The organism is Stutzerimonas xanthomarina DSM 18231 (genome assembly GCF_900129835.1).
Classification (GTDB): Bacteria; Pseudomonadota; Gammaproteobacteria; order Pseudomonadales; family Pseudomonadaceae; genus Stutzerimonas; species Stutzerimonas xanthomarina.
Genome location: NZ_FQXA01000005.1, coordinates 236,538 through 250,354, shown reverse-complemented (window position 1 = coordinate 250,354; position 13,817 = coordinate 236,538). Strand labels below are relative to the sequence as shown.

The window sequence follows — 13,817 nt, the reverse complement described above, 5'->3', positions numbered from 1 at the left end:
AAATGACCGTATGGTCAACTTCAGCCCAGTGGGTTTTATCAACAGTTCGACCTTTTATCGGCGCCGATCGTCGCGCTTTACGAAAAATTGCACTCTTTCGTTTGCGACACGTCAGAGAAGCTTGATAGGGTCCGAGCCGCTTTTTCCTCTGGAGTACAACAATGAAAAAAACATGGTTGAAGACTGCGATCGCAGTAGCCGTAGGTGCCCTTTCCACTCAGGCCATGGCTGCCGGCTTCGCCCTTAACGAACAAAGCATCAGCGGCATGGGCACCTCGTTCGCCGGTCGCTCCTCTTCTGCCGATGACGCCACTACTCTGTTCGGCAACCCTGCCGGGATGTCACGCCTAAAGCGCGAGCAGGTCAGCTTCGGCATGGCAGCGATCAGTGCCAAGACGGATATCAAGGATGCCTCTGGAGCATTCGCCAATGGCTTAGCTGGGCGTGCCGGTCCTACGTCAGGCACCAATGACGGCGACATGGTCCCTGTAACGGCGGTGCCAATGGGCTATTACGTCAAACCCATCGACGATAAATGGGCTTTGGGTGTCGGCGTCTATGTCCCCTTCGGACTGATTACTGATTACGAAAGCGGTTTCCAGGGCCGCTATTTCGGCGACTACAGCGAAGTGCGGGTCATCACGGTACAGCCAACCGTGAGCTATCGCTTTAACGAAAAATTGTCAGTTGGTTTTGGACCGACGATCAACCGGATCGATGGACAGTTGGAAAGCGCGGTTCCCGGCATTGCCGGCGCCACTGACAGCCGCGTCAAGATCGAGGGAGACGATACCGCTCTGGGCTTCAACGTCGGCGCGCTCTATGAGTTCACTCCGCACACCCGTGCCGGCATCACTTACCATTCGAGCGTCGACTACAAGCTGGAAGGCGATACTCAAATCTCAGGTAATGATCCGGTACTTGGTAGCGCAATACCTGGGAGAAGTGTCAATGCCTATGGCAAATACGACGCCTCGCTCGACCTTGAGACACCCGAGTCGGTGGACGTTTCGGTCACTCACGAGCTGAACGCTGATTGGACGCTCTATGCCGGCGCGATGTGGACCCGCTGGAGCCGCCTGGAACAAATCTCGGTGGAGAACCAAGGACTGAACCCTGCCGCAGCGACGCAGTTCGGTACGATAACGGAGCCCCAAGATTGGCATGACACCTGGTCCTATGCGCTTGGTGCAGCCTACAAGCTGAACAAGCAATGGACTCTGCGTACCGGTCTAGCGTTCGACCAGAGCCCAACCAACAACACCCACCGCTCGCCACGCATTCCAACCGGGGACCGTACTGCGGTGAGCTTTGGTCTGGCCTGGAACCCGACCGACGACATGACGGTCGATCTGGCTTACTCCTACCTCTGGGAAGAGGATACGACCATCAACCAGGACAAGTCATACGCGGGCGGCGCGGTGCAGCAAAGCTACAACGCCACCTACGAGAACAGCGCTCACGGTTTCGGCGCTGCCATGACCTACCGCTTCTGATACACCCCGCCCCGACCACTCGGTCGGGGCATCCTCCCGCTACTTGCCTAACGCTTTCTCCACCGCAGCAATCAGCTCTGGATCATCCGGTTCGACTTTGCTCGAGAAGTAGTCGACCACCTTGCCGTTGCGATCAATTACGTATTTGTAGAAGTTCCAGCGCGGCGCCCCTCCGGCCTGCTCGGCCAGTTCACGGAAAAGTGGTGTCGCATCGCTGCCACGTACGGGCTGTGTCTGCGCCATCGGGAAGGTCACGCCATAGTTGACGTAGCAGACTTCGGCCGTTTCGGCCGCATCGTCCGACTCCTGAAAAAAGTCATCTGACGGCACGCCGAGAACCATCAGCCCATCATCTTTGTAACGCTGATACAACGCCTCCAGCCCCTTGAATTGCGGAGCGAAGCCGCAAAAGCTGGCGGTGTTGACCACCACCAATGCCTTGCCCTGAAACTGCTCGCAAAGATCGATGGTTTCCTTTGATCGCAGCTTCGGAAGGTCATGCTGTAGCAACGCGGGGCACTGTTCGGCCGTTGCGGACCCAGCCACTAAAAGTAACGCAAGTGAGGCGGCAATCCATTTGATTTTCATGGCTACGCTCCAGACGTGATCGAAGCCACGCTACTCCCGAGTCACGCCGGGAGCAACGACGTCCATCGCTTCACGATCAGCCAAAACAAAAACGCTATATACAAACCTATATAGCGCTTGTCAGAATGACCTCCCCTGACCGGAACCAAACATGAGCGATCCGAGACAATTCGAGCCATTGCGCATTGATGGGCAGCTCTGGTTCAACCGTGGCGAGAAGGGCTATCTCGGTGGCAAACGCATCGAGCTGCTCGAACAGATTGAGGCGACCGGTTCCATCAGCCGAGCCGCCAAAGCTATCAAGCTAAGCTATAAGGCGGCTTGGGATGCGGTGGATGCGATGAACAATCTCTCCGAACGGCCACTGGTGATGCGCAGCGCCGGCGGTGCCAAGGGCGGCGGAACACAACTGACCGAGTTCGGTCGAGAGATGCTGCACATCTGGCAGCGCATGCAGCACGAGTACGAACGCTTCCTGGCACAGGTCGCCCAGGGCATCGATGGGTTCGAGGATTTCGACAAACTGCTCCGGGCGATCGCGATGAAAACCAGTGCACGCAACCAGTTTCGGGGCCGCATCACGCAGGTTGAAAGAGGCGCGGTGAACGGCAGCGTCAGCCTGGATATCGGCGACGGACAAACCATGACCGCCACGCTGACCAACGACAGCATCGACGAGCTTCAGCTCGCGCCGGGCAAGATCGCCATGGCGCTGGTCAAAGCCAGCTTCGTCCTGCTGTCGCCTGATCCCGACGTCAAGATCAGCGCCCGCAACCGCCTGAGCGGAACAGTCGGCTCGATTACGCCTGGCGCGGTCAGCTGTGAGGTCAAGCTGCTTCTGCCCGGCAACCGCACGCTGAGCGCAGTCATCACCAATGAAAGCACCGAAGCGCTCGGATTGGCCGTCGGCCAGCCCTGTACGGCGCTGATCAAAGCCTCTCACGTGATAATCGCGGTAGATTGACCGAGATGATGAATCGTATTCGTATGGCCCTTGTCGCGGCGCTGGCTGCACTTACGCCTTTGACCGGCCATGCCGATGAAATCCAGGTTGCGGTGGCGTCGAATTTCACCGCGCCCATGCGCGTCATCACTGAACAGTTCGAACGCGACACCGGCTATAAGGTACTGCTGTCCTTCGGCTCGACTGGAAAGCTCTACGCGCAGATTCGCAACGGTGCGCCTTTCTCAATACTGCTGGCAGCGGATGAACAAATTCCAGCCAGGCTGGAAGACGAAGGGTTGGGCGTTGCTGGAAGCCGCTTCACCTACGCCATCGGTACATTGGTGTTGTGGTCAGCCAATGAAGGTTATGTCGACGATCAGGGCAAGGTGCTTACCCATCAGCCATATCGTCACCTCGCGATCGCCAACCCGAAAACCGCACCCTACGGCGCTGCAGCGATGGCGACGCTGACAAAGCTGGGTCTTGCCGATTTGGTCAGGGGCAAGCTGGTGCAAGGCGAAAACATCGCACAAACCCATCAATTCGTCGCCAGCGGCAACGCCGAACTCGGCTTCGTCGCACTTTCTCAGGTAATCGAAAGCGGTGAAATCCGGCAGGGGTCCGGCTGGGTAATACCCGCCACCTATCATCCACCGATTCGCCAGGACGCTCTGCTGCTGACCAAAGGTCTCGACAACCCAGCGGCGCACGCACTGCTCGATTACCTGCGAAGCGCAAAGGCAACCGAGGTGATCAACGCCTACGGTTATGGTCGGTAGGTGATGGAAATGCCCGCCCTGGATGAGGCCAGTCTTTCGGCGATCTGGCTGACGCTCAAACTCGCCAGCATCACCACCGTTCTGCTGTTACTACTCGGAACCCCCATCGCATGGTGGCTGGCGAGGACCCGCTCACGCCTGAAAGGCCCCATTGGCGCCGTGGTGGCGCTGCCTCTCGTACTCCCGCCCAGTGTGCTCGGCTTCTACCTGCTGGTGGCGATGGGCCCCAATGGTCCCGTTGGGCAACTGACCCAAACGCTCGGTCTGGGCGTTCTGCCGTTCACCTTTGCCGGTCTGGTCGTGGGCTCGGTGTTCTACTCGATGCCCTTCGTGGTGCAACCGTTGCAGAACGCCTTCGAAGCGATTGGCGAACGTCCCCTGGAAGCCGCGATGACCTTGCGTGCAGGACCACTGGACACCTTCTTCAGCGTCGTGTTGCCGCTGGCGCGGCCAGGCTTCGTGACGGCCAGCATTCTCGGCTTCGCCCATACGGTGGGCGAGTTTGGTGTCGTGCTGATGATCGGCGGGAACATCCCCGAGAAAACCCGCGTGTTGTCCGTGCAGATTTACGATCACGTTGAAGCCCTGGAATACGCCCAGGCGCACTGGCTTGCCGGCGGGATGCTGGTGTTTTCCTTTCTGGTGCTGCTCGTTCTCTATGCAAGCCCGCTGCGGCAGGGGTGGCGCGGATGAACAACAACCTGAGCGGGATACATGCACAGCTGCGTCTGGCCCATCCAGGCTTCGCTCTCGACGTGGACGTCAAACTACCGGGCCGTGGTGTCAGCGCCCTGTTCGGCCCCTCGGGCTCGGGCAAGACCAGTTGCTTGCGCTGCATCGCCGGGCTCGAGCGCAGCAGCACGGGAACACTGGTGGTCAATGGCGACTGCTGGCAAGACTCGAGCCGCCAGTTGTTCGTGCCACCGCACCAGCGCCCGATTGGTTACGTGTTTCAGGATGCCAATCTGTTTGCCCATCTGTCCGTCAAGGGCAATCTCGAATTCGGCATGAAGCGCGTCCCAGCTCAGGACCGGCGTGTCGTCTGGAATCAGGCTGTAGAACTGCTTGGCATCGAGCATCTTCTGGATCGCATGCCAGAGCGACTTTCCGGTGGCGAGCGACAACGGGTCGGGATCGCACGCGCACTGCTGACCAGCCCCCGCCTGCTGCTGATGGACGAGCCTCTGGCTGCCCTCGACATGAAGCGCAAACAGGAAATCCTGCCGTACCTCGAACGTTTGCACGACGAGCTGGATATACCGCTCCTCTATGTCAGCCACGCACCTGACGAAGTGGCGCGACTGGCTGATCACCTGGTTCTGCTCGATGAGGGCCAGGTCGTTGCGCAGGGGCCGCTGCACGAAACCCTTGCACGCCTCGATCTACCGACTGCGTTCGGTGAGGATGCAGGCGTCGTCATCGAATCGGAAATTGCCGGGCACGACATCGATTACCACCTCACGCGCCTGACGTTTCAGGGCGGTGACGTTCTGGTGGCGCAACGGAGCGAATCGGTCGGTCATCGGCTGCGCTTTCGTGTGCATGCGCGGGATGTCAGTTTGACGCTGGAACGTGCCGAAGGCACCAGCATCAGTAACCTGCTACCCGTGCGGGTTGCTGAAGTGGTCAGCGCCGATACGCCCGCTCATGTGCTTGTTCGTCTGAACGCTCAAGGTACGCCGCTGTTAGCTCGAATCACGCGGCGCTCCGCCGACCAGCTCGGCGTGACCGAAGGCAAGGCGTTTTGGGCGCAGATCAAGACAGTCGCGCTGCTGGGCTGAGGTGTCGTCCTAGCCCAGCAGCGCCAGGCCGACCAGCACCGCGCACTCGACCAGCTCCAACAATGCTCCGGCCGTGTCGCCCGTGGTCCCGCCCAAACGCTGAATCAGGCTGCGGCGCACCAGCAGCCCCACGCCCGCGGCAATCGCCAGCGCAATCCAGCCACTGGTCCCCATCAGCATGCCGGCGAGCACGATCAGCGCCAGTACCAAGCGAACTTTTGATCGCGGCATGTGCTCGGCCAACGCTTGCCCCAAACCGCCCGGGCGCACATAGGGCGTGGTGAGAAACAACCCCAGCATTGCGCTTCGCCCTAACAGCGGCACCGCCAAAAGCACCCATGGATTGCCTTGCTCGAGCAGCGTCCATAACGCGACGAACTTCAGCAGCAGCACTAAGACCAGCACGGCGACCGCAACCGGGCCGCTGCAGGGGTCTTTCATGATCGCCAGGGTTCGCTCCCGGTCGCCGAAGCCGCCCAGCCAGGCATCCGCACTGTCGGCCAGGCCGTCGAGGTGCAGCGCACCGGTGAGCCAAACCCACACGGCCAGCAGCAAAGCGGCCTTCAAAGGCGGCGCCGCGTTGCCGAGCGCCATGTCGAGCAAACAGAGCATGCCGCCGAGCAGCAACCCCACCAGCGGGTAATACAGCAGCGACCTGCCGATTTGCTGCGGCTCGGGCATGCCGCGCAGCCGTACCGGGAGGCAGGTGAGAAACTGCAGCGCGATCAGAAAGGGCTGCATCGTTCTTCCAGCCAGAGCGTGGCGTCGGCGAACCCGGTTCTCAGCCCGAACAATGCCCCATGACTGACCTCAACCTGCAGCAGACATTCGCGCGGCAACCCACGCGCCTGCGCCAGGAGCAGCCGCATCACGCCCGCGTGCGTGATCAGCAGTACGCGTTCGCCTGCGCATCGATCAGTCAGCCGCTCGATTGCTGCCAGCACGCGGGCCTCGAAGTCGGCGACGGGCTCCGCGCCGGGCGGAGTGAAGCCGTACGGGTCGCTCCAGAAGCGGCCCAGGGCTTCGCTCTGATCGACCATCAGGTCCGCCGCGGTGCGCCCTTCCCAATCGCCGAAGTCCAGTTCGCGAAGGTCGGGTTCAAGTTCGAGCTCAAGTGACCGTTGTTCGGCGAGTTCAGCTGCGAAATCCGCGCAGCGGCGCAGGGGTGAACTGATGATGCGGTCCCAGGGTCCGGCGCCGACAACGGCTGCTCGCAACTGCCGCCAGCCTGTTGCGGTAAGGGCATCATCCAGCCGCCCGCGAAAACCGCCGCCGGCTTCAGTTTCACCGTGACGCAGCAACTCCAGCTGCACGCTCATGAGTGTTTCACCGCAACGGCGGCTTCTTCGAATGTGGCCATACCGTCGTGCAGCGCACAGGCCATCCGGAGCAGCGGAACCGCCAGCGCCGCGCCGCTGCCCTCGCCCAGACGCAGGCCAAGGTCGAGCAACGGCTGAGTATCCAATGCGCCGAGCACAGCGGCATGGCCCGGCTCAGCCGAGCGGTGGGCGAACAGCAGCCAGTCACGACAGGCTGGGTTCAGACGCACCGCACACAGCGCCGCCACACTGCAGATAAAGCCGTCGACCAGCACAACGATGCCTTGCTGTGCGCACGCTAAATAGGCGCCAGTGAGCGCAGCCAGTTCGAAACCACCGAGCCGCTGCATCCAGCCGAGGGTGTCGTGCGATCCCGCGTGCAGCGCCAGTGCCCGCGCGATGACTGCACGCTTATTCGCCACTCCAGCCAGGTCCAAGCCGGTGCCCGGCCCGGCCAATTCGTGCGGCGAGCAACCCAGCAAAGCGCAGGCCAGCGCGGCCGCAGTAGTGGTATTGCCGATGCCCATCTCGCCACCAATAAACAGCTCGCTCCGCTGCTGTTGCGCCCGCAGCACGCTGTCGCGCCCGGCCTGCATGGCGAGCTGGCAGGTCTCGGCACTCATCGCCGATTCCCTGGCGAAATTGCGGGTGCCCGGCCCCAGCGAAAGATGGCGCACCCGAGGCAACGACAACGGTGCCGCTGTCCCCAAATCAACCACTTCCAGGGTCGCCTCGAGCTGCTTCGCCAGCACACTGATCGCTGCTCCACCGTTGACGAAGTTGGTAAGCATCTGCCCAGTCACCGATTGCGGGAACGCCGAGACGCCTTCTTCGGCAACGCCATGATCACCCGCAAAAATGGCGATGAAAACGTGCTCCGCTGACGGACGAGCGCGACCCTGCAAAGCCGCCAACTGCGGCACTACCGCTTCGATACGTCCCAGCGAACCCGCCGGCTTGGTCAACTGGGCATCGCGCTGGCGTGCCGCCTGGCGGGCCGCTTCGTCCGGCAGCCGACAGGGTTCCAGCCACCATTGCTTGTTCAAAGCGCCGCTCCTTTCAGGGTCATTGGCAAACCCGCCACGGTGAACACCACGCGCTGACAACGCTCGGCGAGGGCCTGGTGCAACAGGCCCGCCTCATCGACATATCGGCGAGTCAACTCCCCCAGCGGCACCACGCCCAGCCCTGTTTCGTTACTGACCAATAGCACCCGCCCCGGTAGGTCAGCGAGGCACTCAAGCAAGGCCGCACGTTCTTCCGTCAGGCGAACCTGGTCGTCCAGCATCAGCAGATTGGTCAGCCAAAGCGTCAGGCAGTCCACCAGCAGGCAGCGGTCCGCACGGGTGTGTTCACGCAGGACAGAAGCGAGCGTCAGCGGTTCTTCAATCAAGGCCCAGCTGGCGGGGCGCCGGGCTCGGTGATGAGCGATGCGTTCGTTCATCTCGCCATCCAATGGCTGGCTCGTGGCGATATAGGTAACCGCCAGGCCACTTTCAACCGCAAGCCGCTCGGCCAAACGACTCTTGCCGGACCGCGCGCCGCCGAGGATAAGTTCGATCATGCATCCGTCTCCGTTGGTAGGCGGCAAAGCGTCAGCAGTCGCCCGACATCCAAGTGCTTCTCGACCAGGTCCGCCAGACGTTCGATGTCGCGTTCTCGCAATGCCTGGTAGTCGACCCGCTGCGGACTCTCCAGCCCCGCCCAGCGCAACAGCGCCTCGCAGGCAGCTGGTGACTCGAACAGGCCGTGGAGGTAGGTGCCGAGCACCTGACCGTCCTCGCTGATCGCACCATCCAGGCGGCCGTCGTCGAGTCGTACGGCGGCACGCTCCAGTGCCGGTCCGTCACTGATTCCTGCGTGAATCTCGTAGCCGCTGATCTCGACGTCATCGATTCCCAGTCGTCCATGCACGTTCCGCAGCTGCTTGTGGGCAGCCAGCGTTGTAGAGAACCGAAGCAGTCCCAGCCCCTCGTTCTGCCCACCCGGCCCTTCCAGACCGAGCGGATCAGCAATGCATTCGCCGAGCATCTGCAGCCCGCCACAGATTCCGAGCAGCTTGCCGCCGTAGCGCAGATGCCGTTGGATAGCCGCCTCCCAACCTTGCTCGCGCAGCCAGGCAAGATCCGCACGCACGCTTTTTGATCCCGGCAGGATGATCAGGTCCGCAGGCGGGATCGCCTGCCCGGGCCCAACAAAGCAGAGATCAACCTGAGGATGCAGACGCAGCGGATCGAAGTCGGTGTGATTGCTGATTCGCGGCAAGACCGGCACCACGACCTTCAAGGTTTGCTCGCTCTTCGCGGACTGACGCACGTCGACGGCATCCTCTGCTTCGAGGTGGAAATCTATAAGGTACGGCAGCACCCCGAGAACAGGCTTGCCCGTGCGCTGTTCGAGCCAGTCCAGGCCCGGCTGCAGCAGCGCAATATCGCCGCGAAAACGGTTGATCACGAAGCCCTTGATCCGCGCCTGCTCGCTGGGGCTGAGCAAAGCCAGCGTGCCGATCAAGTGCGCGAACACGCCGCCCTTATCGATATCGGCGATCAGGATCACCGCGCAGTCGACCGCTTCGGCGAAGCCCATGTTGGCGATATCGTTGGCGCGCAGATTGATCTCGGCCGGCGAACCCGCGCCTTCGACCATTACCACCTGATAGGCGTCGCGCAGGCGCCGGTGCGACGCCAGCACCGCCTCCATCGCCACGCGCTTATAGTCGTGGTAGGCCACGGCATCCATGTTGCTGACGGCGCGACCATGGATGATCACCTGCGCACCGACATCGCTGTTGGGCTTGAGCAGGATGGGATTCATATCGGTGTGCGGCTTCAATCCTGCGGCCTGGGCCTGCACCGCTTGAGCGCGGCCGATCTCGCCGCCGTCGGTGGTAACCGCACTGTTCAGCGCCATGTTCTGCGGCTTGAACGGCACGACCGAGACGCCCTGCCGCTTGAGCCAGCGACACAGCGCGGTCACCAGCGTGCTCTTGCCAGCGTCAGAGGTTGTGCCCTGGACCATCAAGGTGCTCATGTGCGCACCGTTTGATAGCTGGTCAGCGCCCGCGTCAGTCGCGCCCACCCTGCTTCGTCCGCCGGCAGCCCGAAGCGTACGCTTGGCGGATATTGAAAGCGTCGCACCAGAATGCCATGGCAGGCCAGATACTCGCGGAGCATCGTCGCCTCCTCCGTCACAACCCAATGAAAAAGCCCACAGCCTCCAGTGGGCGGCAAGCCCTGCCCCACCAGCAACTGCGCCAAGCGTTCGCTATCGCCAAGCAAACGCTCGCGTTGACGACGCTGCCCCCCGCCATCGGCAAGCAATACCGTACCGATCAAACGTGACGGGCCAGCAATCGGCCACGGACCCAAGGCGTTACTGAGCATGGTCAGCAAGCTCTGTTCCGCCAGCACGAAACCCAGCCTCGCACCAGCCATGCCGAAGAACTTGCCGAACGAGCGCAGAACGATCAGCCCCGGCAAGTGGCTATGTGGAGCCAGGCTGTGTGACGGTGTCGGGTCCATGAAGGCTTCGTCGACGATCAGCCAGCCGCCACGCTCGGCGAGACGGCCATGCCAGTCGAGCAGCGGTTCCGGTGGCAACAGGCGACCCGTGGGGTTGTTCGGGTTGACCACGACCAGCACGTCGAGCCCATCGAGCGCGCGTCGTACGCTGCCCTCACTGAATTCGCTGACGCGGTGCCCTTCACGACGCCACGCCTTTGCGTGCTCCGCATAACAGGGCGATACGATCCCGACCTGCTGAGGCCCGCGCAAGCGCGGCAACATCTGGATCGCAGCCTGAGAGCCAGCCACTGGCAGCAACGATGTGACACTGAAATAGCTCTTTGCGGCGGCCTCCAGTCCGTCTTCGGTTTCCGGTAAACGCAGCCAGGCGTCGGCGGGAATGGCTGGCAGATCGAGACCGTAGGGGGCAATACCGGTGGAGAGATCCAGCCAATCCTGTAGCGGAATATCGAAATGCTCGGCCGCCCTACGCAGCCTTCCGCCGTGCTCAAGCATGCATCCAGCCTCTTAACAAAAGCGCCAACAACAACACCAGCAACCAGAGACCGACCCCCGCCCAGACCATGTCCAGTGCGCGCTCGATGTCTCGAGCCTGAGGCGCTTCGCCTTCTCCGAGCATGGGTCTGTGATGCACCTCGCCGTGGTAGACGGCTGGACCGCCCAACGCCACGCCTAACGCACCGGCCCCAGCAGCCATTACGGGGCCGGCGTTGGGGCTGTCCCACAGTGGGGCCTGGGTACGCCAGCAGCGCCAGGCACGGTGCGTCTGCCCCAACAATGCATAGGTCAGCGCAACCAGCCTGGCCGGTATGAAATTAAGTCCGTCATCGATCCGCGCCGCAGCCCAACCGAATCGCTCGAATCGCTGATTGCGGTAACCCCACATGGCATCGAGGGTATTGGACAGTCGATACAGCACCACGCCCGGCGCGCCCGCCAGAACGAACCAGAACAGCGCAGCGAATACCGCATCGCTACCATTCTCCAATGCGGACTCGGTCGCGGCTCGGGCGACGCCCTGCTCGTCGAGTTCACGTGTATCGCGGCTGACGATAAAGCCGACGCGCTGGCGCGCCTCAGCCAAGTCACCCTGGCGCAGCGCCCGAGCTACCGGCAGCAGATGGTCGCCAAGGCTGCGCAGTCCCAAAGCCATGTAGAGCAAGCAAATCTCAACCAGCCAACCAACAGTCGGCAACGAACCGAGCAGCCACGCCAATCCCGTCAGTGGTAGCACGGCAAGGCACCAGGCGGTAACGCCATGGCTGCGCCAGCCGCGACCGCCGGGCCCGTTGAAGTGATGCTCGAGCCGATCGGCCAGTTTGCCGAACGCAGCCAGCGGATGACCGCGACGAGGTTCGCCGAGCAGAGCGTCAAGCGCTATCCCAGCCAAGCAACTTAGCGCAACACTCACGATTGCTGGCCCCAGAAGTCCTCGAATAGCAACTCGGAAAGCGGTCTCGGCTCGGTCCAGCCTTCGAGCTTGAGCATTGGCGCGGGATAAAATTCGAGCACCGGTCCCAGGCAGATCACCGCAACTGGTTTGGCGCCGACGGGCATCTGCAGCAGATTCGCCAGCGCGTCAGGATCGAACAGCGAGACCCAACCCATACCCAGCCCCTCGGCCCGCGCCGCGAGCCAGAGATTCTGGATCGCACAGGCGGCCGAAGCGATGTCCATTTCCGGTAGCGTGCGACGACCAAACACATGTGTTTCGCGGCCGTCCATCAGCGCAACGACCAGTAATTCGGCGCAATCATGAATGCCCTCGACCTTGAGCTTCATGAAGGCCTCGCCGCGCTCGCCCAGCGCAGCGGCGGTCAAGTGACGCTCCTGCTCGACCAGCTCAGCAATTGCATTGCGCAATTCGGGACGGCTGATACGCACAAACCGCCAAGGCTGCATCAAGCCAACGCTGGGCGCCTGATGCGCAGCCTCGAGCAGGCGCGCCAGCAGCTCAGGTGCGACCTCGCCACCGCTGAAGTGACGCATGTCGCGGCGCTCGCTAATCGCCCGGTAAACCCCTGCGCGCTGTTCGTCAGTAAAGGCAAACTCGCTCATGGGCTGAGCATCGCCGCGGTCGCAATGGGATTGGACGGCATGTAGAAATGAATGTAGGAAGCCGTCAGCCGCCCCTGCCGGTAGACCGCCTCGGCAGTGCGTTTGTAGTTCGGGCATTCACCTCGCGCCAGCGGCTGCATCGGCGACTCAAGGGAAGAATGGTGAAAGGTGTGGCCGCGCAAGCGCCCCTCCGGCAGCTGTACTTCCTGCAGCGCCAGCGCGGTAAAACGCTTCTGCATCGTCGCTTCGCCGGGCATCAGGCCAAGCATGTCTTCGCGCACCCCGTCCTGGCCCGTCAGGCCGTCGAGTAGATAGAGCATGCCGCCACATTCGGCGAGCGTAGGCTTGCCGGCTTCATGATGGGCGCGTATTGCTTCTGCCATTGTGTGGTTACGGCTCAATGCCTGCAGGTGCAGTTCCGGGTAGCCACCAGGCAGGTAAAGACTATCTACGGCAGGCAAACGGGAAGACCGCAGCGGCGAGAAAAACAGCAATTGCGCACCGAGCGCCTGTAGCAGATCGAGGTTGGCCTGATAGATAAAGGAGAAAGCAGCGTCACGCGCCACACCGATACGCACCCCGCTCAACAACTTAGGCAGCTTCTCGGATGGCGATGGCGAGAAGCTGACCGCTGCCGGCAGCCTGCAATCCGCGCTTGCCGCGAGGGCATCGGCAGCCGCATCGAGCCGGACATCCAGATCAGCCAATTCCTGCGCTTGCACAAGGCCCAAGTGGCGGCTGGGAATGCCTACGGATTCTCCGCGAGGCAACGCACCGAACCAGCCTATCTGCTCCGTTAGGCAATCACGCAGGATCTCGCCATGGCGACTGCTGCCGACCCGGTTAGCCAGCACGCCGGCAAACGGCAGATCCGGCTGATAGCTGGCCAAACCGTGAGCGAGCGCCCCGAATGTCTGCGCCATGGCCGATCCGTCGACCACCGCCAATACCGGCACGCCAAACTGCCGCGCCAGATCGGCCGCCGAGGGCGCGCCATCGAACAGTCCCATCACACCTTCGATAAGGATGAGGTCGGCATCGCCCGCCGCTTCCCACAGCAAGCAACGGCTTTCGGCCTCGCCAACCATCCACAAATCGAGCTGATAGACCGGGTGGCCACTGGCGCGGGCCAGCACCATTGGATCGAGAAAATCCGGGCCGCACTTGAAGACCCGGACTCGTTTGCCTTCGCGGGTGTGCAAGCGCGCCAGGCCAGCCGTTACGGTGGTTTTACCCTGGCCTGAGGCGGGTGCGGCTATCAACAAGGCTGGGCACTGGCGTGGCCCGCTCATCGTGCGATCGCACTCGGGACGGAGATCGAGCCCT

At 62.2% G+C, this 13,817-nt stretch carries 15 protein-coding genes; 5 read left to right on the top strand and 10 right to left on the bottom strand.

The annotated features are described in order from the left end of the window. Positions 1-161: 161 nt before the first annotated feature. Positions 162-1,496, top strand: a complete 1,335-nt coding sequence (locus BUE09_RS14700; protein ID WP_073301785.1) for an OmpP1/FadL family transporter — start codon at positions 162-164, stop codon at positions 1,494-1,496. 39 nt (positions 1,497-1,535) lie between these two features. Here BUE09_RS14700 and BUE09_RS14695 read toward each other — a convergent pair whose 3' ends face one another. Beyond that, complete coding sequence (locus BUE09_RS14695; RefSeq protein WP_073301783.1) at positions 1,536-2,084, bottom strand: glutathione peroxidase; 549 nt, start codon at positions 2,082-2,084, stop codon at positions 1,536-1,538. A 151-nt stretch (positions 2,085-2,235) separates the two neighbouring features. Between BUE09_RS14695 and BUE09_RS14690 the strand changes: the two genes are divergently transcribed. Genes BUE09_RS14690 through modC form a run of 4 tightly spaced genes read left to right on the top strand, consistent with a single transcriptional unit; the run spans position 2,236 to position 5,590 of the window. After that, positions 2,236-3,048 (top strand): TOBE domain-containing protein, encoded by an 813-nt coding sequence (locus BUE09_RS14690; RefSeq protein ID WP_073301781.1) that lies wholly within the window; start codon positions 2,236-2,238, stop codon positions 3,046-3,048. Between the two features lie 8 nt (positions 3,049-3,056). Next, positions 3,057-3,809, top strand: a complete 753-nt coding sequence (modA, locus tag BUE09_RS14685; RefSeq protein WP_083380816.1) for a molybdate ABC transporter substrate-binding protein — start codon at positions 3,057-3,059, stop codon at positions 3,807-3,809. Positions 3,810-3,812: 3 nt separating this feature from the next. Continuing rightward, complete coding sequence (modB, locus tag BUE09_RS14680; RefSeq protein WP_143164668.1) at positions 3,813-4,502, top strand: molybdate ABC transporter permease subunit; 690 nt, start codon at positions 3,813-3,815, stop codon at positions 4,500-4,502. Continuing rightward, positions 4,499-5,590 (top strand): molybdenum ABC transporter ATP-binding protein, encoded by a 1,092-nt coding sequence (modC, locus tag BUE09_RS14675; RefSeq protein ID WP_073301777.1) that lies wholly within the window; start codon positions 4,499-4,501, stop codon positions 5,588-5,590. Before modB ends, modC begins: the two co-directional genes overlap by 4 nt. A 9-nt stretch (positions 5,591-5,599) precedes the next feature. Here modC and BUE09_RS14670 read toward each other — a convergent pair whose 3' ends face one another. From BUE09_RS14670 to BUE09_RS14630, 9 genes are read right to left on the bottom strand one after another with little or no spacing between them, the layout of a single operon-like run. Continuing rightward, positions 5,600-6,331, bottom strand: a complete 732-nt coding sequence (locus BUE09_RS14670) for an adenosylcobinamide-GDP ribazoletransferase (RefSeq protein ID WP_073301774.1) — start codon at positions 6,329-6,331, stop codon at positions 5,600-5,602. Next, on the bottom strand, positions 6,316-6,909 hold the full coding sequence (gene cobC / locus BUE09_RS14665) for an alpha-ribazole phosphatase family protein (protein WP_073301772.1): 594 nt from the start codon (positions 6,907-6,909) through the stop codon (positions 6,316-6,318). The genes BUE09_RS14670 and cobC overlap by 16 nt, the downstream gene beginning before the upstream one ends. Then, complete coding sequence (gene cobT / locus BUE09_RS14660; protein WP_073301769.1) at positions 6,906-7,955, bottom strand: nicotinate-nucleotide--dimethylbenzimidazole phosphoribosyltransferase; 1,050 nt, start codon at positions 7,953-7,955, stop codon at positions 6,906-6,908. Before cobT ends, cobC begins: the two co-directional genes overlap by 4 nt. Next, positions 7,952-8,473 (bottom strand): bifunctional adenosylcobinamide kinase/adenosylcobinamide-phosphate guanylyltransferase, encoded by a 522-nt coding sequence (gene cobU, locus BUE09_RS14655; RefSeq protein ID WP_073301767.1) that lies wholly within the window; start codon positions 8,471-8,473, stop codon positions 7,952-7,954. The genes cobT and cobU overlap by 4 nt, the downstream gene beginning before the upstream one ends. Beyond that, the gene (locus BUE09_RS14650; RefSeq protein ID WP_073301765.1) at positions 8,470-9,939 is read right to left on the bottom strand and encodes a cobyric acid synthase; all 1,470 of its coding nucleotides are present in this window, start codon (positions 9,937-9,939) and stop codon (positions 8,470-8,472) included. The genes cobU and BUE09_RS14650 overlap by 4 nt, the downstream gene beginning before the upstream one ends. Continuing rightward, positions 9,936-10,928 (bottom strand): threonine-phosphate decarboxylase CobD, encoded by a 993-nt coding sequence (gene cobD, locus BUE09_RS14645; protein WP_073301763.1) that lies wholly within the window; start codon positions 10,926-10,928, stop codon positions 9,936-9,938. Before cobD ends, BUE09_RS14650 begins: the two co-directional genes overlap by 4 nt. Further along, complete coding sequence (gene cbiB / locus BUE09_RS14640; protein WP_073301761.1) at positions 10,921-11,844, bottom strand: adenosylcobinamide-phosphate synthase CbiB; 924 nt, start codon at positions 11,842-11,844, stop codon at positions 10,921-10,923. The genes cobD and cbiB overlap by 8 nt, the downstream gene beginning before the upstream one ends. After that, the gene (gene bluB, locus BUE09_RS14635) at positions 11,841-12,491 is read right to left on the bottom strand and encodes a 5,6-dimethylbenzimidazole synthase (protein ID WP_073301759.1); all 651 of its coding nucleotides are present in this window, start codon (positions 12,489-12,491) and stop codon (positions 11,841-11,843) included. The genes cbiB and bluB overlap by 4 nt, the downstream gene beginning before the upstream one ends. Next, complete coding sequence (locus BUE09_RS14630; RefSeq protein WP_073301756.1) at positions 12,488-13,783, bottom strand: cobyrinic acid a,c-diamide synthase CobB; 1,296 nt, start codon at positions 13,781-13,783, stop codon at positions 12,488-12,490. Before BUE09_RS14630 ends, bluB begins: the two co-directional genes overlap by 4 nt. Positions 13,784-13,817: the final 34 nt, after the last annotated feature.

What these genes read in the sequence shown, in the direction of transcription:
- BUE09_RS14700 (WP_073301785.1), top strand. Translation starts at nt 162, where the DNA reads ATGAAAAAAACATGGTTGAAGACTGCGATCGCAGTAGCCGTAGGTGCC.
- BUE09_RS14695 (WP_073301783.1), bottom strand. Translation starts at nt 2,084, where the DNA reads ATGAAAATCAAATGGATTGCCGCCTCACTTGCGTTACTTTTAGTGGCT.
- BUE09_RS14690 (WP_073301781.1), top strand. Translation starts at nt 2,236, where the DNA reads ATGAGCGATCCGAGACAATTCGAGCCATTGCGCATTGATGGGCAGCTC.
- modA (WP_083380816.1), top strand. Translation starts at nt 3,057, where the DNA reads ATGAATCGTATTCGTATGGCCCTTGTCGCGGCGCTGGCTGCACTTACG.
- modB (WP_143164668.1), top strand. Translation starts at nt 3,813, where the DNA reads ATGGAAATGCCCGCCCTGGATGAGGCCAGTCTTTCGGCGATCTGGCTG.
- modC (WP_073301777.1), top strand. Translation starts at nt 4,499, where the DNA reads ATGAACAACAACCTGAGCGGGATACATGCACAGCTGCGTCTGGCCCAT.
- BUE09_RS14670 (WP_073301774.1), bottom strand. Translation starts at nt 6,331, where the DNA reads ATGCAGCCCTTTCTGATCGCGCTGCAGTTTCTCACCTGCCTCCCGGTA.
- cobC (WP_073301772.1), bottom strand. Translation starts at nt 6,909, where the DNA reads ATGAGCGTGCAGCTGGAGTTGCTGCGTCACGGTGAAACTGAAGCCGGC.
- cobU (WP_073301767.1), bottom strand. Translation starts at nt 8,473, where the DNA reads ATGATCGAACTTATCCTCGGCGGCGCGCGGTCCGGCAAGAGTCGTTTG.
- BUE09_RS14650 (WP_073301765.1), bottom strand. Translation starts at nt 9,939, where the DNA reads ATGAGCACCTTGATGGTCCAGGGCACAACCTCTGACGCTGGCAAGAGC.
- cobD (WP_073301763.1), bottom strand. Translation starts at nt 10,928, where the DNA reads ATGCTTGAGCACGGCGGAAGGCTGCGTAGGGCGGCCGAGCATTTCGAT.
- bluB (WP_073301759.1), bottom strand. Translation starts at nt 12,491, where the DNA reads ATGAGCGAGTTTGCCTTTACTGACGAACAGCGCGCAGGGGTTTACCGG.
- BUE09_RS14630 (WP_073301756.1), bottom strand. Translation starts at nt 13,783, where the DNA reads ATGAGCGGGCCACGCCAGTGCCCAGCCTTGTTGATAGCCGCACCCGCC.